General features: G+C 42.9%; 13 protein-coding genes. 7 read left to right on the top strand and 6 right to left on the bottom strand.

Annotated features, from left to right (window positions below; genetic code table 11):
- The first annotated feature begins 35 nt into the window (after positions 1 to 35).
- The 5 genes from IH597_16400 to IH597_16380 all read left to right on the top strand — a co-directional run bounded on the left by IH597_16400 (position 36) and on the right by IH597_16380 (position 10,736).
- Positions 36 to 3,203: a SusC/RagA family TonB-linked outer membrane protein gene (locus IH597_16400; GenBank protein ID MBE0664038.1), complete on the top strand. Its 3,168-nt coding sequence runs from the start codon at positions 36 to 38 to the stop codon at positions 3,201 to 3,203.
- Positions 3,204 to 3,222: 19 nt separating this feature from the next.
- Positions 3,223 to 4,665: a SusD/RagB family nutrient-binding outer membrane lipoprotein gene (locus IH597_16395; GenBank protein MBE0664037.1), complete on the top strand. Its 1,443-nt coding sequence runs from the start codon at positions 3,223 to 3,225 to the stop codon at positions 4,663 to 4,665.
- Between the two features lie 31 nt (positions 4,666 to 4,696).
- A complete protein-coding gene (locus IH597_16390; protein ID MBE0664036.1) occupies positions 4,697 to 5,494 on the top strand; it encodes a hypothetical protein in 798 nt (265 codons plus the stop codon).
- A 406-nt stretch (positions 5,495 to 5,900) separates the two neighbouring features.
- Entirely contained in the window at positions 5,901 to 9,140 is a 3,240-nt protein-coding gene (locus IH597_16385) for a SusC/RagA family TonB-linked outer membrane protein (GenBank protein MBE0664035.1), read from the top strand.
- An 18-nt stretch (positions 9,141 to 9,158) separates the two neighbouring features.
- Positions 9,159 to 10,736, top strand: coding sequence for a SusD/RagB family nutrient-binding outer membrane lipoprotein (locus IH597_16380; protein ID MBE0664034.1), 1,578 nt, complete (start codon positions 9,159 to 9,161; stop codon positions 10,734 to 10,736).
- Between the two features lie 259 nt (positions 10,737 to 10,995).
- Here IH597_16380 and IH597_16375 read toward each other — a convergent pair whose 3' ends face one another.
- The 3 genes from IH597_16375 to IH597_16365 form a co-directional block, all read right to left on the bottom strand.
- Entirely contained in the window at positions 10,996 to 12,240 is a 1,245-nt protein-coding gene (locus IH597_16375) for a peptidoglycan DD-metalloendopeptidase family protein (protein ID MBE0664033.1), read from the bottom strand.
- 72 nt (positions 12,241 to 12,312) lie between these two features.
- A complete protein-coding gene (locus IH597_16370) occupies positions 12,313 to 12,897 on the bottom strand; it encodes an indolepyruvate oxidoreductase subunit beta (GenBank protein MBE0664032.1) in 585 nt (194 codons plus the stop codon).
- Between the two features lie 158 nt (positions 12,898 to 13,055).
- A complete protein-coding gene (locus IH597_16365; GenBank protein MBE0664031.1) occupies positions 13,056 to 14,669 on the bottom strand; it encodes an indolepyruvate ferredoxin oxidoreductase in 1,614 nt (537 codons plus the stop codon).
- 757 nt (positions 14,670 to 15,426) lie between these two features.
- Here IH597_16365 and IH597_16360 point away from each other — a divergent pair.
- Complete coding sequence (locus IH597_16360; protein MBE0664030.1) at positions 15,427 to 16,020, top strand: DUF479 domain-containing protein; 594 nt, start codon at positions 15,427 to 15,429, stop codon at positions 16,018 to 16,020.
- 10 nt (positions 16,021 to 16,030) lie between these two features.
- On the opposite strand, the gene IH597_16355 is transcribed toward IH597_16360, so the two are convergent.
- The 3 genes from IH597_16355 to icd are packed head-to-tail and all read right to left on the bottom strand — an operon-like array spanning position 16,031 to position 19,072.
- Entirely contained in the window at positions 16,031 to 16,441 is a 411-nt protein-coding gene (locus IH597_16355) for a YjbQ family protein (GenBank protein ID MBE0664029.1), read from the bottom strand.
- Positions 16,442 to 16,448: 7 nt separating this feature from the next.
- Complete coding sequence (locus tag IH597_16350; protein MBE0664028.1) at positions 16,449 to 17,759, bottom strand: citrate (Si)-synthase; 1,311 nt, start codon at positions 17,757 to 17,759, stop codon at positions 16,449 to 16,451.
- Between the two features lie 41 nt (positions 17,760 to 17,800).
- Complete coding sequence (gene icd / locus IH597_16345; protein MBE0664027.1) at positions 17,801 to 19,072, bottom strand: NADP-dependent isocitrate dehydrogenase; 1,272 nt, start codon at positions 19,070 to 19,072, stop codon at positions 17,801 to 17,803.
- A 150-nt stretch (positions 19,073 to 19,222) separates the two neighbouring features.
- On the opposite strand from icd, the gene IH597_16340 reads away from it, so the two are divergent.
- Positions 19,223 to 19,597 carry a DUF393 domain-containing protein gene (locus IH597_16340; GenBank protein MBE0664026.1) on the top strand — a complete coding sequence of 125 codons (375 nt, stop codon included), beginning with the start codon at positions 19,223 to 19,225 and terminating at the stop codon, positions 19,595 to 19,597.
- Positions 19,598 to 19,664 lie beyond the last annotated feature (67 nt).

Here is a 19,664-nt window from a genome sequence, read left to right as displayed (position 1 = left end):
AGTGTTTAACCATTTCTAACTAAATTTAATCAATTATGAGAAAAATTATCATTCTGCTTGCCTGCATGTTTTTTGCGGTGCAAGTTGTGTTCGCCCAAAAAACGATCACAGGAACTGTGACCAGCACGGAGGATAGTAGTGGCATTCCAGGCGCTACCGTCATGGTGAAAGGAACCACAATAGGTGTCACCACTGACAATAGCGGGAAATACCAGATCGTCGTTCCCGAAACTGCAACTGTTCTTGTTTTCGCATTCATTGGCAAAAAAACAGTAGAAGTTTACTTCGAAGGCCGGACCGAAGTGAATGTATCTCTCGAATCAGATGTATTCGATCTTGAAGGTGTGGTAGTTACCGCACTAGGAATTTCAAGAGAGAAAAAATCACTTGGTTATGCCGTTCAGGCTGTTACCAATGAAGACATTGCACGAACAGGTAACACAAGTTTGCTTGGTGCATTACAAGGGAAAATTGCAGGTGTTGACATTAAACCTTCAAGTGGTATGCCCGGAGCATCTACTCAGTTTCAAATCAGGGGCGCCCGTTCCTTCACTGGTAACAATACTCCCCTGTACGTTATTGATGGTATGCCAATAGCATCCACTCCAGCTTATTCTACAGGAAATAGTGTAACAGGATCTGATATCTCAAACCGTGCAATTGACATCAACCCTGCCGATATTGAAAGCATTGACATTCTCAAAGGTCAGGCTGCTGCAGCGCTTTATGGTATTCGCGCCTCCAACGGTGTGATTATTATTACCACCAAGAGTGGAAAAAATAATCAAGTAGGAAGACCTGTTGTTTCAATTGGACACAATAGTAGCTTTGATGTTGTTTCCAGAACTCCTGATTACCAAACAACTTATGCACAAGGTACTAACGGAAATTATGTTAATAATTCATCAATGTCGTGGGGTCCCAAAATTGTTGACTTGCCAGATAATCCAACTTTTGGTGGAAACAACCACGGACACCCAGGTATGTACCGGGTTGTTCAGTTGGAACAGGCAGGGTTAGATCCTTGGGTAACTCCACAGGTATATAATAACTGGACAGATTATTATGAAACTGGCTATACCATGACCAATAACATCGGTGTTTCGCAAGCTACCAATGAGGGCAACTTCTCTCTTGGCTTCAGCAACACCGATCAGACTGGTATTGCATTAAATACAGGAATGACACGTTATAATGCCAGGATAAATGCAGAAAGAAAGCTCAACAATAAATTCAGAGTTGGTTTTACATCTAATTATTCAACAGTTAGCATGGACAAATTGTCTGGAGCTAATGATGGATCGTTAACAGGAGTTCTTGCTGCACCATCCAGCTATAACCTAAAAGGTATTCCCAATTTCAGACCCGGTGAGCCTACAAGGCAGATATATTTCCGTGGCGGTAGTTTCGATAATCCATACTGGGTTCCAGACAATAACACCTTTAACGAAAACACAAACCGCTTCTTTGGAAATGCATTTGTTGCATATAATACTAACATTGGAAGTGGTATGAAGCTGAACCTTCGTTATCAGGCAGGTGCAGACACTTATACTACTCATCTGCAAAATATCTTTGGCTATGGTAGTAGAGGAAACTCCAGAGGTGTTATTGACAACTTTGGTACAACAAATTCTATTTTCAATTCTCTTTTCACAGCCTCGCTTGGTTGGCTTATAAATGATGATTTTGACTTCAACATTTTGTTAGGTAATGAGGTGAACCACGTAAACACAAAGGGATATACTGAAACTGGTCAAAACTTCAATTTCCCGGGATGGAACCATATTGGCAATGCAAGTGTTGTTACAGCCAATGAGGAACAGTGGCAAGACAGATCAATAGGTTTTTTTGGTAGCTTATCACTTTCCTGGAAGTCTATGCTTTTCCTTAATGCAACAGGTAGAAACGATATGGTTTCAACTATGCCAAGGGATAACAGAACCTTTTTCTACCCATCTGTTTCGTTATCTTTTGTAGCAACTGAACTTGAGCCATTAAAACAAGTTGATTGGCTATCATTTGCAAAAGTAAGGGCTTCATACGCTGAAGTAGGGCAAGCCGGAAACTACCTAGAGAACTTCTTTATTTCTCCAGCTTATGGCGGAGGTTTTTGGATTGGTACGCCAATTCAATACCCAATTGGTGGAATTAGCGCCTACATTCCTAACAATGCACTTTATGACCCCAACTTGAAACCACAGAACACTGTTTCATACGAACTCGGTATTGATCTGAAGTTCTTTAACAACAGGTTAGGAATTGACTATACATATTCGAAACAAAATGTTACTGATCAGATTTTCCCTGTACCTCTCGCAGGTTCTACAGGAGCAGCAACACTTGTAATGAACGGTGGTGCCGTCACTACTGACGCTCATGAAATTATGCTCTATACAACCCCGGTTCAAACAAGTGATTTCCAATGGGATTTAAACTTCAACTATACCAAAGTTACCAATATGGTTGACGAGCTTGCACCTGGTGTAGAAAGTATATTCCTGGGTGGTTTCGTAACACCCCAGGTCCGCGCTGGCATTGGTAATACTTTCCCGGTTATTTATGGAACCACGTTTGTACGTGACGAAGACGGTAATAAAGTTGTTGTTGATAACCCAGGCGCCTGGAACCATGGTTTCCCACAGGCAGGTGAACCAGGAGTAATCGGAGAGGTTTCACCAGATTTCATCCTGAATGGTACAACTGCTTTCTCATACAAGTCAATTTCCTTAAGCGCTGTTTTTGAATGGAAACAAGGCGGAATGATGTATTCCGGATCAAACGGACTGCTTGACCTTTATGGTATGTCGGCTGTAACTGAGGATAGGGAGTCAACTTTCATTTATGAAGGTGTTAAGCCCGATGGTACCCCTAACGATATTGTAAGAGGTGGATCTAATGATCCTCTGGCTGTACAATCGCTATACACGAATGTGTTATCCAACATTGATGAATACTACATCCACGAGAATTCATTTGTCAAGTTACGTGAAGTTTCGATGAGATTTCAACTGCCAAGGAATATTTACAAAACAGCAAATGTTGGTATTTCACTGTTTGCAAGAAATCTCTTAATTTGGTCTGCACTTCGCAACCTTGACCCGGAAACGTCACAGGGAAATACTAATATGGGTGGTTCATTTGAGAGGTTCTCTCTTCCACAAACTACCAGCTATGGATTCAGTTTAGATATTACATTCTAATTTTAAAAAGTATATAAATATGAGAAAATTAATAAATATCCTGTTATCTGGACTACTGGTCTTCGCAACCCTGTCGTGTTCAGAAGATATCATGGATGATATCAATAAAAATGTCAACGATCCAACTGATGTTGCTACAAACCTGATCATTACTGACGTAATAACAAGAACCGCATTTACTTTAGCGGGGAGTGATCTTGCTTTTTATGCATCAGTTTACATTGAGCATAACGTTGGAATCTGGAACCAAAGTTATAATGCTGAAATCAGATCAGGTGAACCTGTGAGCTCAACAACTTACAACAACTCCTGGAACTCCATCTACAGAAATCTTGCTGATCTTAAGCTAATCATTGAGAAAACATCCACGGGTGGTTCTGAGGAAGGCAACTATCATACCCTTGGCATTGCACAAGCATTAAATGCATACTCATTAGCCCTTCTTACTGACCTGTGGGGTGATGCACCCTGGTCAGAAGCGCTGCAACCTGGAGTAATATTTACCCCTAATCTTGATAAGCAGGAAGCTATTTATGCAGAAGTTTTTCAACTTCTTGATGACGCCATTGCCAACCTGGGGCAAACTACTGTTTTCCCGTCCATAGGTGCGCAAGACTTTATTTACGGTGGAAATGCTGCCAATTGGTTAAGATTTGCTTATGGTTTAAAGGCTCGTTACACAATGCGCCTGTCACATAGAACACCAGCCTATGCTGATGTCATCACCTATGCAAATCAATCATTTACATCAGCCGCCGAAGAAGCCAGCTTCGACTACAATGGTGCTACAACCTTTAGTCCTTTCTATCGCTTCTTTACTGATCGCGATTATTTTGGAGCCAGCCAGAGTTTAGCTGATAAACTTGATGATAGAAACGATCCAAGAGATACTATTTTCTGGAAGAGGCATCCTTCTGCAGGTTCCTTTGAATTTGCACCAAATGGAGGTCCGGAACAAATCCAGGGACGTTATGGAATTTCAGCTATTTCAACTCCTACTGCTCCAACTTACGTGTTAAGCTATCATGAGATTGAGTTTTTGAAAGCGGAAGCTTATGTTCGTTTAGCCAACCTAGATTTAGCCAGAACTGCTCTTGAAAATGGAGTAACTGCTGCTTTGCAAAAAGTAAATATTGGAGTGGCCGCTGCAGATGCTGAAGCATATTTTGACAACGAAGTCCTTCCAAAATTTAATGCAAATCCTCTTCAGGAAGTAATGAATCAAAAATACATTGCATTCTATGAGGAAGAAGCTGTTGAAGCCTACAACGACTACCGCCGCTTAAGAGCAATGGGAGATAATGTAATAGATCTTGATAATCCATTGAATACCACTCAGTTTCCACTACGTTACACCTATGGAGCAAGTGATGTAACTACGAATGAAAACGTACGTAATGCATATGGCGATGGAACATACATTTACACTGAAAATGTATGGTGGGCCGGCGGCACCCGCTAAGTTTTAAATTTTAATTAAAAATAACCAGAATATGAAAACATATAAAATTTTGACATTTTTTGCAGCGATGGTTCTGACCTTTTCGGCTTGCGAAACTGAGGTTGTTGATCCTGCGGGCCCAAGAAACGAAGGTGTTGTTCCCGCAATTACAAATCTAAACCCTGCTGTTTTTGACGTAAATGATCCAGCAAATACCTTCATTCAATTTGACCTGAATGTGGATGCGACTGAAGTAAATGAAATTATAATTATTGCTTCTTTTAATGGAAACAAAAGCAGGGTTGAACTCAAGAGAATCAGCACCTTTCCGTCTAATGTGGTAATTTTCATGCATGAAGTAGCTACTGCATTGGGCATACAACTTGGTGATGTTGAACCAGGCGATGTATTCAACATTGAAGCATTAACATCTGATGGATCTGTTATATACAGATCTAATGCTGCAATTAATGCTGCTGTTGTTTGCGCCTATGACCCAGACCTGGTTTCTGGTGCTTATCGTGCTGTAAGTGCAGATTGGGCCGTTGACGGAGGCATAACCATTACAGTTGATCCTGCTGATGAGTTCATTGTTTATGTATCAGGTTTGGCTGAACTTGATGGTTTGACCGAGGACCAAGGACCGCTGAAAATGATTGTAAACCCGCTCAACTTTGAAGTAACCGCAGTAAAAACGACACTTGCTTCTGTTGCGTTTAGTTATACGAACATCGCGTATGCTGGAACTGGCCTTTTAAACACGTGTGATGGGACCTATGAAATGCTCTTTACTATCACTGTTGACCAGGGATCATTTGGATCATTCCCCTTTACATTTACTAAGTTATAAGGGATAATACATTTGATTTTAATAAAAAAGAGGCCTTCAAAGATGGCCTCTTTTTTTGTTTCATCTTCACAAGATGATGACGAGTTAATAAATCTTTCTGTAATGCCCAACACACTTAATGTGCTTATACTAATCGCATCGTGTTAATTATCTGGCATTTATATTGCCCTCAAGCTGCTAATTCGAAATTGGACTATAATAGAATTAAGGATATGTTAAAATTAAATTAAATTTTTTATTGAAACATATTGATTTTGTACTACATTAGCACTCCTATTTAGCACTTGTATACTCTCCTCACTCTACTACAAATTATTGTTTATTCTTTCTTGAACAGTTAGAACAACGATAATTCATGCTATTTTTCTTAACCAAAGTTTTACCGTTTAACTTAAACTAATCAATTATGAGAAAAATTACAATTGTGCTCGCCTGTATGCTATTTGCTATACAGGCTATGTATGCGCAAAGAACAATCACAGGTACTGTGACGAGTTCTGATGATGGTGGGAGCATTCCTGGTGTATCCGTCGTAGTGTATGGTACAACCATAGGAGTCGTCACTGACATTAGCGGAAACTATACATTAACAGTTCCTGCTGATGCAAACATCCTTGTTTTTAGCTATGTTGGTATGGCTACCCAGGAAGTTGGAATCGCCGGAAGGACTACCATCAATGTAGTGATGCAACCCTCTGCAATCGAGATTGAAGGGGTGGTAGTCACAGCCCTTGGAATTACAAGGGAGAGAAAAGCTCTTGGATATGCGATCCAGGAAGTTGGAGGAGAAGAACTGAACAGAGCCAACCAAACCGATGCCATCAGTGCACTTTCGGGGCGGGTTGCAGGTGTACAGATCTCTTCCTCAACGAATCTTGGCGGTTCCAGCCGGATTCTGATACGTGGAGCCAACTCCATCACCCAGGGTAACCAGCCGCTGTTTATTGTTGATGGTATCCCGATGGATAACTCCAATTACAGTGGAACAGGCGCTGCTTCAGGTGGCGGCGGATATGACTACGGTAACCTGCTGAATGACCTTAACCCGGATGAGATCGAAGAAATCTCGGTTCTGAAAGGTCCTGCTGCAGCAATCTATGGATCAAGGGCTGCCAATGGTGTGATTATTGTCACAACAAAAAGCGCACAGGCCGGTCGTGACGCCTTATCCGTTGAAGTCAATTCAAACCTGGGATTTGAGCAGGTCTATACTTTGCCGATCATGCAAAGAAAATATGGTGGTGGTGCCATCGTTTCAGATGATGATGGTGGTGTAAATGGATTTCAACAAGTTACGGTGGACGGTACCAATTACCTGATTCCCCAGTATCAGGTGGATGAGTCGTGGGGACCAAGATATAATCCGAATATCAATGTTATTCATTGGGACGGTTTTAATGAAGACGGTACGTATGAAACCCGACCATGGGTTGCTCCTGAAAACGATGTTGACAAGTATTGGGATATTGGAAGAACGATTTCAAACTCAATTGCATTGAACAAGAGCGGTCGTGAGTACGGAGTGCGTTTTGCCTACAAAAACACTGATGTTAATGGCACTATGCCCGGTTCATGGCAGAAGAAAAATGATTTTAAAATCAATTCAAACCTTAATATCAGAAGGAATCTGAAAATAAATGGAGCCCTGAATTATATTACTACTGCAACGCAGGGAAGACCCCAATTGGGTTATGGTGATAATTCGGTAGGACAGAAATTCTTCCAGTGGGGACAGCGTCAGCTCGACTATGAAAGGCTGAAGGAATACAAGACTTCAACAGGCGAGCAAAGGACATGGAACAGGAAATCTTTTACTGACCCTACTCCCCAGTATTCTGATAACCCTTACTGGGCGGCTTACGAAAACTTCACAGATGATGTAAGGAATAGGCTGCTGGGTACTGTTGCACTGGAATGGGAAATTGTGGATAACCTGTTTTTGAAGGGCAGTACCTATGGTGACTATTACAATTATACCATTCGTGAAAGAATGGCAGTTGGATCGCAGGCCACACCCATGTATTATGAAGCTGCAAGAGAGTTCTCAGAATTCAACTTTGAGTCAATCCTGATGTATGCTAAGCGGCTTGAAAACATAGGTATTACCGGCCTTGTAGGAGCCAACAAAAGGGTTGACCGCTTTGATCTCATTAGAGGACAAACCTCCGGTGGATTAGTTGTTCCGGGTGTTTATAACTTGCTAAACTCAGCTGATGCTCCATTGATGGACGACCTTACTGAGGAAAAACAGGTAAATTCGGTTTTTGCACAGGCTACTGCTGATTTTTCCGGCCTTGTCTATCTGGATGCAAGCTACAGGATTGATTGGTCCTCCACGCTTCCGGAAGATAATAACATGTATGGCTATCCTTCAATATCTGCCAGCTTCGTCTTTTCAGAACTTCTCGAGCTTGACTGGCTGAGTCTTGGTAAAGTGCGATTGGGTTGGGCAGAGGTAGGTAACGACACTGATCCTTATAACGTCTTTGCCACTTATACATACAATGCCAGCGGTGGTTTTATGGGGACACCCCGTGTTTTTAAACCTACAGGGCTTTTAAATGAAAACCTACGCTCTGAAACCACCCGTTCACTGGAAGCAGGTGTTGATGCAATAATGTTTGATAACAGGGTTGATCTGAGTGCAACCTATTTCAATAATACAACTTTCGACCAGATCATGCCGCTGCAGGTTTCCACTGCCACAGGGTATACTTCGCAATTTATTAATGCAGGTGAAATGCTGAACAAAGGTTTTGAATTATCACTTGGACTTGTACCTGTAAGGAACAATAACTTTGAATGGTCGCTGAGGGTCAATTACACGAAAGTCGAAAATGAAGTGGTTGAGCTTTATGCAGACCTGGAATCACTTGATATTCAAAGAGCACCTTTTGGAGGGATATTCCTTAGAGCCAGTGTAGGTGACGCATACGGACAATTGTGGGGAAATGATTTCCTCTATGATGATGACGGTAATAAAGTGATACTCGATAACGGGTATTATGCACAGACTCCAAATCTTGTTCCACTGGGATCTGTTCTGCCTGATTATACCGTGGGCATCAGGAATTCATTCTCTTTCATGGACTTTGATCTAAGTTTCCTGATTGACATCAGAAAAGGCGGGTATTTCTATTCTATCTCCCATATGTGGGGAATGTACTCCGGTATGCTTGAGGAGACAGCAGGTGTGAACGACAAAGGAAATGAGATTCGTGATCCAGTTGCCGAAGGTGGCGGTATCAGACTTGAAGGTGTAACTGGTGAAGTTACCTGGAACGATGACGGAACCTATACTGTTACCAATACTGCGGAAAATCAAACATACGTTTCGGGTGCAGGATGGGCAGCAAGGCATTATCACGGTTTTGGTTTCCCAAGTGCACAGTCAGTTTTCAGCGCTGACTATATTAAGCTCAGGGAGTTAACCTTTGGGTATACCTTCAAAAGTGCAACACTTGGTAATTATATCAAGGGTGTACGTCTATCTCTATACGGTCGCAACCTGTTGACATGGGGACTTGATCAACCAGGCTTTGATCCTGAAATGACAGCCAACGGATCTGATAACATTCAGGGACTGGATGGTGGTTTACAACCGATGTTCAGGTCAATCGGTATAAATCTGAAATTGAATTTTTAATCCATAAATAGAGAAACAATGAAAAAGCTTAAAATAATATTCGCACTTACGCTAATCATGCTGCTGGGTGCATGTGAAATGGAGTATCTTGACAATCCGAACGCTCCAAGTTCTGCACCAACTGCCGCGCTCTTTAACAATAATGTTAAGCGCATGATGGATGCAACACAGGATATGTGGTTCTCAGGCAGGTTCACTTATGTAACCATGCAATACTGGCAACAGACTGAATACGGTGATGAAGACAGATATGTGTATCGTGAATCACAAAGACAATATCAGAATACTATGTATTACATTGCCGAAAACTACAGGGAGATCATCAGATTGAATACGGATGAAGAGACTTCAGACGCGGCGGCGGCTTCCGGCGCCAACGTCAACCAGATCGCTACATGCCGTATACTGCTTTCATACCTCTTTGATATCATGACCAGCACATGGGGAGATATTCCTTACTATTCCTATGGCAGTGACGATCCTGATTTTCAAGCACTCATGCTTTCCGGCTCCGATGAGCAGATCATTACTCCGGCCTATGCAAGCCAGGAGAAGATTTTTGCCGATATCCTGAAGGAACTGGATGAAGCGCACGACCAATTTGATGAAAGCTTGCCGGGTATGTCAGGTGACAATATCTATGGTGGACATGTTGCAAGCTGGAAGAAGTTTGCGAACTCCCTCAGGCTTAGGATCGCCAACAAGATCAAAGGCGCCAATTCAACACTAGCCGAGCAGCACGCTTCAGATGCAATTGCCCAGGGAGTATTTACTAGCAATGCAGACAATGCTATGTTTGCTTATGAAACAAGTGATGCAAACTCATCTCCGAGCTACAATGCATGGTATGTTGGAAACAGGAGTGACTTTGCAGTAGGACATAGTTTTATTACCCTTCTCAAAGGAGAAAACCTTGTAGGACATGACCATTCTACAGTTGTGACAGGAGCCAATCCTAATCCCTTCTTTGGCATAACCGATCCCCGTCTGCCTATTTATGCGCAGCCTAATTCCGATGGCGATTTTGTGGGAATGTTTATTGCAGAAAATTCAGCAGATGCTGCAACTTTTACAGCTGAATCATTGCCAGGAACTGCGATTATTGAGACACCAGAATTTGCGGAGACACTGATAGAATTTGCGGAGGTAGCGTTTATTCTGAGTGAGAGAAATGGCTGGGATCAGGCCCAGTATGAGAATGGTATCAGGGCATCCTGCCAAAAGTGGGGTGTAGCAGACGCTGATATCAATGCGTTTATCGCTGCATTGCCGGGTGCAAATGAAGAGAATGTTCTTACCCAGAAATATATTGCGCTTTATATGCAGGGCGATGTTGCATGGGCTGAGTACAGGAGAACAGGATATCCGAAAACCCTGATTCCTGTTTTCTCAGAGTTCAGCCTGTACATTCCTGGCACTGATACCTGGCTAGACAAGCGTTTTGATCCGCTAGTCGAGCAGGTTACTGATCTTCCTTATAGGATGAAGTACCCACAGCAAGAGCAAACACTAAACGGTAATAGCTGGAAAGCAGCAGTTGATAAGCTATCGAATGGAGATGTGATTTACTCCAAACTTTGGTGGGACGTTAACTAGTGGCCAAAGTTATTAATTTCTGGCACAAAAAAAGAGGCTGTCCCAAAAGGACAGCCTCTTTTTTTTCTTATTTATCATTTTGAAATTTTCAACTTTGAATTTTTCCTTCACCGGTTCAGCCAATAACGATTAACGGAAGGTAGATTGATGGTTTTCAGCTCAAAACGGGTTACGGGAATCTACAACGCATTTTCGTACACTCCTGAAAATATAGCAGAATATAAGGTTATGTAGTATCCTTAAAGCATTGTAGCAAGCGCTATTCAGGCAAATTTATCGCTTGTAATTGAACCCTCAATGAGTCAGAAAAAACCAAAAAACTGTCTTTGTACTGTTCCTTAACCGGTTCAGCCGGTGGTGATTTTACTGATAGCGGATTCATGGGTTTTCCGTTTTCGTAAAACCTGTAATCGAGGTGAGGGCCGGTTGAGGTTCCGGTACTCCCCACGTAACCGATAACTTGTCCCTGCTTCACACGAACCCCTTCCCTGATTCCTTTTCCATATTTTGAAAGATGGAGATATTGGGTCTTATGAACGCTGTTATGCACGATTTCAACCATATTGCCGGCTGCACCGCGATAACGTGCAATTGTAACTTTGCCATCACCGATTGCAACAACAGGAGTACCGGTGGGTGCTGCATAATCAACACCATGATGAGGCCGGTAAACCCTGTGCACAGGATGAAGGCGCCTGTGAGAAAAATGCGAGGAAATTCTTGAAAACTGCAATGGTGCCTTTAAGAATGTCTTACGAAGACTGTTGGCCTTCTCATCAAAATAATCGCCAACGCTGTCCTGCTCAAAATAAAATGCAAAGAAATCATTTCCGGTATGTTGGAAGTGTGAAGCCAATACCCGTCCAATTCCGATCGGTTGGCCTTCAACCAAAAGAAGTTCATAAAGTACCCGGAAGTTATCGCCTTGCTGAATGCCAAAGAAGTCAATTGTCCAGGCATAGATTTCAGAAAGTTCCAGTGCCAATTGAGGATTATTACCCTGACCGGCGATAGCATTCCATAACGAGGATTCTATCACTCCTGATGCTTCCATGATCCTACGCTCAATTTCACGGGCGCCTGTGTAAACCTGGATAGAGTCGCCAAGATCAAAGACCACGTAAGAAGTCGCCGACTCTTCGTAAATGAAATATTTGATGGTTTGCAAAGAATCGTTCAAACAAAGAACGGAATATGCATTACCGGCCCTGATCCTTCGCAGGTCAAATACTCCCCTCGCCCGCCTCGACATAAGATCAATGTCAGAAAGACTTACATTGTAGCGGGTTAAAATCGTAGATAAAGTTTCGCGCGGTAGTACAACACCCTCATACATCACCAGCGAATCAACCGGTATTCCAAATTTTGTAAGCGGTTCCGGATTGTATAGTTCTTTATCAAAATCATCCATATGGGTGGGACGTAACAAATATCTGTAAATAACCCACATAAGAATGCTTGAAGCTATAATAAGTAACAGGATTGCGAGATGCTTTTTTTTCATCAGAAATGTGTTTTCACCGGAACAGCCTAAGTTTTCCGGTTCGGAAAGGAAAGAATTAATGTTAGCAGAAATTTAGTTGACGCTCTTTTCAGAAAAATCTTTTCCGGCCCTGAAGCACCTGATATTAACATCAACCACTTCCTCCCCTTTGCGACTGAAGATTTTTGTAATGGCCTGCTCGAATTTCTCTGCTTCAATATCAAGATATGGCGATGCGGCTCCAAGAATGACCATATTGGCTGAGCGTGCCGAACCCAAATCTTTGGCAATCTGATCAGCATCAAGAGCGATATGTCGGGGAAATTTCTCAACCTCTTCCATAACTTTCTCCAGCGGCGGATAATTGCGGATATTAATGTATGGAGTAGTATTAGTGATCAGCCAGCCATTGGGTGATAACATTGGCAGGTAGCGGAGCGATTCCATTGGTTCAACTGAAATGATCATATCGGCTTTCCCTTTAGGGATCAGATCGCTTGCTATTTCTTTATCTGAAATTCTGAGGTTCGATTGCACATCGCCACCGCGCTGACTCATGCCGTGTACCTCGGCCTGCTTCAAATGTAGTCCCATATCAAGGGCGGCCATGCCAATGGTAGCTGCTATGGAGAGGATGCCTTGTCCGCCAACGCCGGCCAGTATAATATCTTTCTTCATTTTTTGAGGTTTTATTGAGTTGTAATTTGTTTTCGATGGGGTTTGTAAATCTGAAGTCTGGCCGCGGATTCAGGTATGGTCTTTATTATTCTTTCCTAATATCCAATCATTGCTTACTAATTACACAACGCCGGTCAGACTGATGTTATTACGACGATCTAACTTAAAGCACCCTGTTTCTTTTTGTCTTTCAGTTTCTTTGTTGCAGTAACAATGCATTCGCGGCGGGGAATAATCACAGAAACTCCTTTATAGGCGATCTCCTGCTTCATAATCTTCATGTTCTCTTCATGGTTCTTAGGAATAGGATTAATAATATGAATGTGATCGCTTTCAACACCGAGCGCTGAACAAATGTCCTCAATCTTACCCAGGGCTGCTGAAGGCTGGCCACCGGTCATTGCCGTGGTGGCATTATCGAGTATGAAAACCGTAATGTTGGCTTTATCATTCACTGCATCCAGCAATCCCGTCATGCCCGAATGGGTAAACGTTGAATCACCTATAACAGCTACCGATGGGATTAATCCGGCATCAGCAGCACCTTTTGCCATAGTGATAGAAGCGCCCATATCAACACAGGAATTTATAGCGTCGAATGGTTCAAGCGCGCCAAGGGTATAACAGCCAATATCGGAAAAAACGCGACCTTTCCCATATTCCGCAATTGCTTCGTTCAATGCATTATAGGAATAAATATGCGGACAGCCTTTACAGAGCGATGGCGGACGGGGCGCTACGATTGAAGGAACTGGATTTCCCCATTCATCCTTCATGCCAAGCGCAACGGCAACAATATTCGGATCAAGCTCCCCATCGCGTGGCACAGTTCCATCCAGGCGTCCTTTAATTTTCTTTCCATTGTTAAGAATGCCTCGCAGAAGTTCTTCGATAATCGGATAACCATCTTCAAGCACAAGGATTGATTCACATTCGTCATACATCCTGCGAACCATTTCTGTTGGAACAGGGTACTGCCCTATTTTCAGAACCGGAAAAGGCACATTGCGGTCGGGATAATTTTCATAGAGATAATTATATGCAAGGCCGCAGGTGATGATGCCCATGCTTTTGTCAGGCCCGTCAATGTACTGGTTGAAAGGTGATTTCAGCGATTCTTCCTCAAACTGGATTTGTTGCTGGAGCAGTCGCTTGTATTGGCGACGGGCAATTGCAGGAAGGAGGATAAACTGCTTTGGGTTTTCAGGAATCCGAACCGCGTTTTGCTCACGTTTTTTACCAAGTGCAACACCGGCCCTTGAATGTGCAAGCCTGGTTGTGATCCGGATCAAAACAGGAATACGGTATTTCTCAGAGAGATCGAAGCCATGAATAACCATATCGTATGCCTCTTGCTGGTTGGTAGGTTCAAGAATGGGGATCATGGCAAACTTTCCATAAAACCTTGAGTCCTGTTCGTTTTGAGATGAGTGCATGGAAGGATCGTCGGCTGCAAGAACTACCAGTCCACCATTGGCTCCGGTAATGGCCGAATTAATGAAAGCATCAGCAGCTACATTGAGTCCCACATGTTTCATACAAACCATGGCACGCTTGCCTGCATACGACATGCCCAGGGCGCCTTCCATAGCTGTTTTTTCATTGGCTGCCCAGCATGCCTTAATGTTTTTGGTTTTTGCTTCTTTGGAGGCGGCAACATATTCGGTGATTTCAGTGGAAGGTGTTCCCGGATAAGCATAAATTCCGGAAATGCCAGCATCAATTCCGGCTTGAGCTATGGCCTCATCTCCAAGTAAAAGTAATTTGTTCATAGGGTAGTATTTTGATTGTTATTTCATTATTCAAGTAGCGGGACTATGAGCTGAATGTAGTATTTCTTATGCAAATATTCAACTTATTGAGGTTTACAAAACTATAAAAAAAAGCATTGCCAGAGTAGAACTTCGGCTAACTATACTGAGTATAAACAATAGGGTTTAGTACTCTCAGATGCCTTCTGCAAATCATAACGCTCCTCCGGAGCCTAAGGGTTTGTCCCTGCTTCTTTTACCAACATCAGGCTCCTCTGGAGCCATCGAAATTAACAACTGGTTCATGAAATTGAGCTCCATCCACGCAACGATCCCATTGAGTTCATATGTTGGCAAATGGGAAAGATTTTGCAAAAGTCACATATCTGGTTGCTTGTAAACGATCCCGTAGGGATCAGACGTTGGTAGCAAAGCATGCGGGTGGCAGTCAAAGGCGCCCCGGAGGGGCGCGACCTGTTCGTGAATGATCAAACAGTCACGCTCCTCCTGAGCATTTCGGGTTTATCCCTCTTTCTTTTACCAACATCCGGCTCCTTCGGAGCTGACTTAATCAGCAGCAATTTCATGATAACATGTTCGATCTTGACAATGATCCCTGAGAGATCGGATGAGGATATGGTAACGATCCCGTAGGGATCAGATGTTGGTAGCAAAGCATAAGAAATATTAACCAATGGCGCCCCGGAGGGGCGCGATCATCTCTGAAAGTTCCAATCCAAATGGTTTATCTATTTTTGTGTGTATATTAATCCTGCCCATGAACTTCCTCGCCCATGCATACCTCTCTGGCAACGATGAAAACATCATCGTCGGAAACTTCATTGCTGACCATGTGAAGGGAAAAGTTATCAACAACTATAATGTTGAAATTCTGAAAGGTATAAAGCTACACCGCCGGATAGATGCTTTTACTGACTCACATCCAATTGTCAGAGAAAGCACCGGAAGGTTGAAAGAGCAATTTGGCAGGTTCTCAGGAGTAATCGTTGATATGTTTTATGATCACTTCCTGGCAAAGAACTGGAATGATTATTCGGAAGTACCTATTAAAAAATTTACTGCTGGCATTTACAGGGTCATGATGAACCATTTTATGATCTTACCTCCAAAAACACGACGAATCCTGCCTTTTATAATGGCTGACGACTGGATGGCAAGCTATGCGAACCTTGAAGGGTTGAATATGGCTTTAACCGGTATGTCGCGCAGAACAAACTTCAACTCAGGTATGGAACACGCGGTTGAAGCCCTCAAAAAAGACTATTCACTTTATAAAGATGAATTTTCAGCATTCTTTGTAGAGCTTAGCGCTGATTCATCCAGGTTCTTAACTGAAATTGATATGAGCTAAAAATTTGGGATCAACCCATTAACGTCGCCACCAGCTTTCGCCGGCCAGCCCGGTTTCTGAACTCACACAAATATAATCCCTGCCATGTTCCCAGTTGCAAACGGTGGTTTCTGATTGGTATAGTTATGGACGAACCTAACATTGACGCCTTAATATGCGCAGGCATATCATCAGCCCCTTCCATTGTATGCTTGTAATATGGAGCTTCTTCAGGAACCAGCTTATTATAGACTGTTTCAAAATCACTCAGAACTGTTGAATCAGCGTTTTCGTTGATGGTCAATGCTGCAGAGGTGTGTTGTATAAACACATTCAAGAGTCCGTTTTCAGGAAGTTCATTCACGGCATCAAGTATCAGGTCTGTGATAATGTGGAATCCCCTGGAATAGGCAGGAAGAAGAATATCATAATGGCGGATCATAGCACGATTATTCCTTTTTGGACTTCAACGCCATTTCCTCGAGCATGGCAGTAGTCACTGATTTGGGCCTTTCAAGCGGGTAACCAAGTGCGCGGTCCCAAACCAGATTCGCAGCAATACCCAGCGATCGGCCAATTGCAAACAATACGGTATAGAAGTCGTATTGTGTGACCCCATAGTGCCAGTGTATCACACCGGTTTGAGCATCGAGGTTTGGCCATGGGTTCTTGGCTTTGCCTTGTTCAAGAAGAATTGGCGGAACAACTTTGTATAGCTTATCTACGAGCTTAAACAATGGATCATCAGGCATGTACTTCAAACAGAAATCCCGTTGTATGGTGTATCTTGGGTCTGTTTTGCGCAGCACGGCATGACCGTAGCCAGGGATAACTTGTCCACTGTTGAGTGTATCCCACACATACTGTTTGAGTTCTTCTTCACTGGGATCTTCGCCATCCATTTTCTCCTTCAATTCCTGTAGCCAGCGCAGTACTTCCTGGTTTGCCAGGCCGTGAAGCGGGCCAGCAAGTCCGTTCACCATTGACGAAATGCTCAAATAAACATCAGCCAGGGAACTTGCAACAAGGTGACCGGTATGTGCACTTACATTACCGCTTTCGTGATCGGCATGAATAATAAAATGCAGTCGTGCAACCTCATCGTAAGGAGTGCCTATGCCCATCATATGCGCAAAGTTAGCTCCATAGTCAAGGTGGGGATTGGATTGTATTCTTTTGCCATCGCGATAAAGTTTTGCAAAAATGTAGGTTGCAACTTCGGGTAACTTGGCAAGCAGGTTCAATGCATCCTCATAAGTTGGATCCCAGTATTCCATTTTACTGATCCCTGCATGGTATTTCTTGGCAAAAAACGACTCACGCTGCATAGTCATGACTGCGGCTGAAAAGATTGTCATCGGATGGCTGCAGCAAGGCAATGAATCAATGACTTCATAAACGTAACGGGGAAGGATTCTTCGCTTGTTAAACTCATCAAGCATTTCGTCAACCTCCTCATTATCTGGAATATCTCCGGTTAGCAAAAGATAGTACAGGCCTTCTACGTATGGCATTTCAGAACCTTTTGGTTTGGGAAGTTTTTCAAAAACTTCAGGCAATGTATATCCACGATACCGGATCCCTTCCATCGGATCGAGATAGGAAATATCAGTAACCAGGCTCTTGATTCCGCGCATTCCTCCAATTACCTGGCCTATTGTGACTTTATCAATCACAACATCGCCATATTCCTTAATCAGCTTTTCGGTTCTGGGGCGCCATTCTTCAATTTTATGACGCAGTTTTTCTTTGATCTTCATGGTAAATGATTATTATTTCGTTTGTGCTAATTATCCGTTAATTACATATTGATATTCCTGATCATTGCATCGGCAAACTCAGAGGTTTTCAGCAAAGTAGCTCCTTCCATCAACCGATGAAAATCATAGGTGACGTGTTTCTGTCTGATTGTGGTTTCGAGACTGCGTGAAATCAGTTCTGCCGACTCATCCCAGCCCATGTATTCAAGCATCAGGGCACCGCTAAGTATTACCGAACCTGGATTCACCTTGTCAAGATCAGCATATTTGGGTGCAGTGCCATGAGTAGCCTCAAAAACAGCATATCCCGTTTGGTAATTGATATTTGCGCCTGGAGCTATCCCGATTCCTCCAACCATAGCAGCTAGGGCATCGCTGATATAATCACCGTTAAGGTTCATTGTTGCAATCACACTGTATTCAGCAGGCCTGAGCAGGATCTGCTGTAAAAACGCATCTGCAATTACATCTTTGATTAATAACTTTCCTTGTGCTATTGCCTCTGATTGTTGCTTGACAGCAACGTCAACGCCTTGTTCTTCAGCAATACGGTCGTACATCGCCCAGGTAAAAACCTTTCCGGAATACTCGCGCTCGGCTAGTTCATAGCCCCATTTCTTGAAGGCGCCTTCAGTGAATTTCATAATATTGCCTTTATGCACAAGGGTTAGCGAAGGTAATTTTTTGCTCAGGGCATATTCAATGGCGGCTTTTACCAGACGCTCAGTCCCTTCGAGTGAGATGGGTTTAATGCCAATTGAAGAAGTTTTGGGAAACCGCAAATTCTTCACGCCCATTTCATTTATAAGGAAGTTTTTGACTTTCTCTACTTCTGGTTCACCATGCATGAACTCAATGCCGGCATAAATATCTTCGGTGTTTTCGCGGAAAATCACCATGTTCACTTTTGATGCGTCTTTTAAAGGACTCGGCACTCCGCTGAACCACTTTACTGGTCTAAGGCATACATACAGATCAAGTTCCTGCCGCAATGCAACATTCAGTGACCGGATGCCTCCTCCTACAGGAGTAGTCAGAGGCCCTTTGATCCCTACCAGGTAATCGCGGAATGCTATTAAAGTTTCTTCGGGAAGCCATGAACCGGTTTGCCTGAACGCTTTTTCACCAGCCAGGACTTCTTTCCAGATTAATTTTCGCTTTCCGGCATAAGCTTTTTCAACGGCGGAATCTAAAACCCTTACGGAAGCCCGCCAAATATCAGGGCCTGTTCCATCTCCTTCAATAAACGGAATTACCGGGAAATCAGGCACTTTTAATTTGCCATTAACGTTTGTGATTTTCTCTCCTTGCATAAGCTTTCATATGGTTTTGATGGTGAGTAAAAATTTAGTAAATATATAAAGAATAACATAAGTGCATTCGGCAGTCGTTGAAAATTCTAAGATTTATCCTCAATTTCCTAAACAAACTCCCGTAGGAATAGTTTATTCACTGTAATCGAAATGATAGAGGAAAACAACCATATTGTAGTTTACGATGGTGAGTGCGGTCTTTGCGCTCTTTCGGTGAAGTTCATTCGCCGGCACGACAAGCACAATGTTTTTAGTTATATCCCACAGCAATCGGTTGAGGCACTCAGACTTACAGGAACGAAGCACAGTCCCGTATCTCAGCATGGATCTGTAATATATATTAATCGGGATCGTTATTATTACCGTTCGGATGCAGCAATCCGGATCCTGATGAAGCTTGGCGGTTTTTATAAGTTAAGTGCAATATTTTTGGCGGTGCCAAAAAGGTTCAGGGATTATTTTTACGATTGGGTGGCGCGTAACCGTCACCGCTGGTTCAAAAGCGGGGATAGCTGCAGCATATAAATGCTGTTTTGAAGGGTTGAAACTTTAATTTTCACCGGAAATTAAGCACAAACCTCAATAGCCTTTT

The organism is Bacteroidales bacterium (genome assembly GCA_014860575.1).
Classification (GTDB): Bacteria; Bacteroidota; Bacteroidia; order Bacteroidales; family JAAYJT01; genus JAAYJT01.
This window is presented reverse-complemented; position numbering and strand designations above follow the sequence as displayed.

Excerpts from the sequence above, each read along its gene's own strand:
- IH597_16400 (MBE0664038.1), top strand. The coding sequence starts at position 36 with ATGAGAAAAATTATCATTCTGCTTGCCTGCATGTTTTTTGCGGTGCAA.
- IH597_16355 (MBE0664029.1), bottom strand. The coding sequence starts at position 16,441 with ATGATCCGCCATTATGATATTCTTCTTCCTGCCTATTCCAGGGGATTC.
- IH597_16340 (MBE0664026.1), top strand. The coding sequence starts at position 19,223 with ATGATAGAGGAAAACAACCATATTGTAGTTTACGATGGTGAGTGCGGT.
- IH597_16365 (MBE0664031.1), bottom strand. The coding sequence starts at position 14,669 with ATGAACAAATTACTTTTACTTGGAGATGAGGCCATAGCTCAAGCCGGA.
- icd (MBE0664027.1), bottom strand. The coding sequence starts at position 19,072 with ATGCAAGGAGAGAAAATCACAAACGTTAATGGCAAATTAAAAGTGCCT.
- IH597_16360 (MBE0664030.1), top strand. The coding sequence starts at position 15,427 with ATGAACTTCCTCGCCCATGCATACCTCTCTGGCAACGATGAAAACATC.
- IH597_16375 (MBE0664033.1), bottom strand. The coding sequence starts at position 12,240 with ATGAAAAAAAAGCATCTCGCAATCCTGTTACTTATTATAGCTTCAAGC.
- IH597_16380 (MBE0664034.1), top strand. The coding sequence starts at position 9,159 with ATGAAAAAGCTTAAAATAATATTCGCACTTACGCTAATCATGCTGCTG.
- IH597_16385 (MBE0664035.1), top strand. The coding sequence starts at position 5,901 with ATGAGAAAAATTACAATTGTGCTCGCCTGTATGCTATTTGCTATACAG.
- IH597_16395 (MBE0664037.1), top strand. The coding sequence starts at position 3,223 with ATGAGAAAATTAATAAATATCCTGTTATCTGGACTACTGGTCTTCGCA.
- IH597_16370 (MBE0664032.1), bottom strand. The coding sequence starts at position 12,897 with ATGAAGAAAGATATTATACTGGCCGGCGTTGGCGGACAAGGCATCCTC.
- IH597_16390 (MBE0664036.1), top strand. The coding sequence starts at position 4,697 with ATGAAAACATATAAAATTTTGACATTTTTTGCAGCGATGGTTCTGACC.
- IH597_16350 (MBE0664028.1), bottom strand. The coding sequence starts at position 17,759 with ATGAAGATCAAAGAAAAACTGCGTCATAAAATTGAAGAATGGCGCCCC.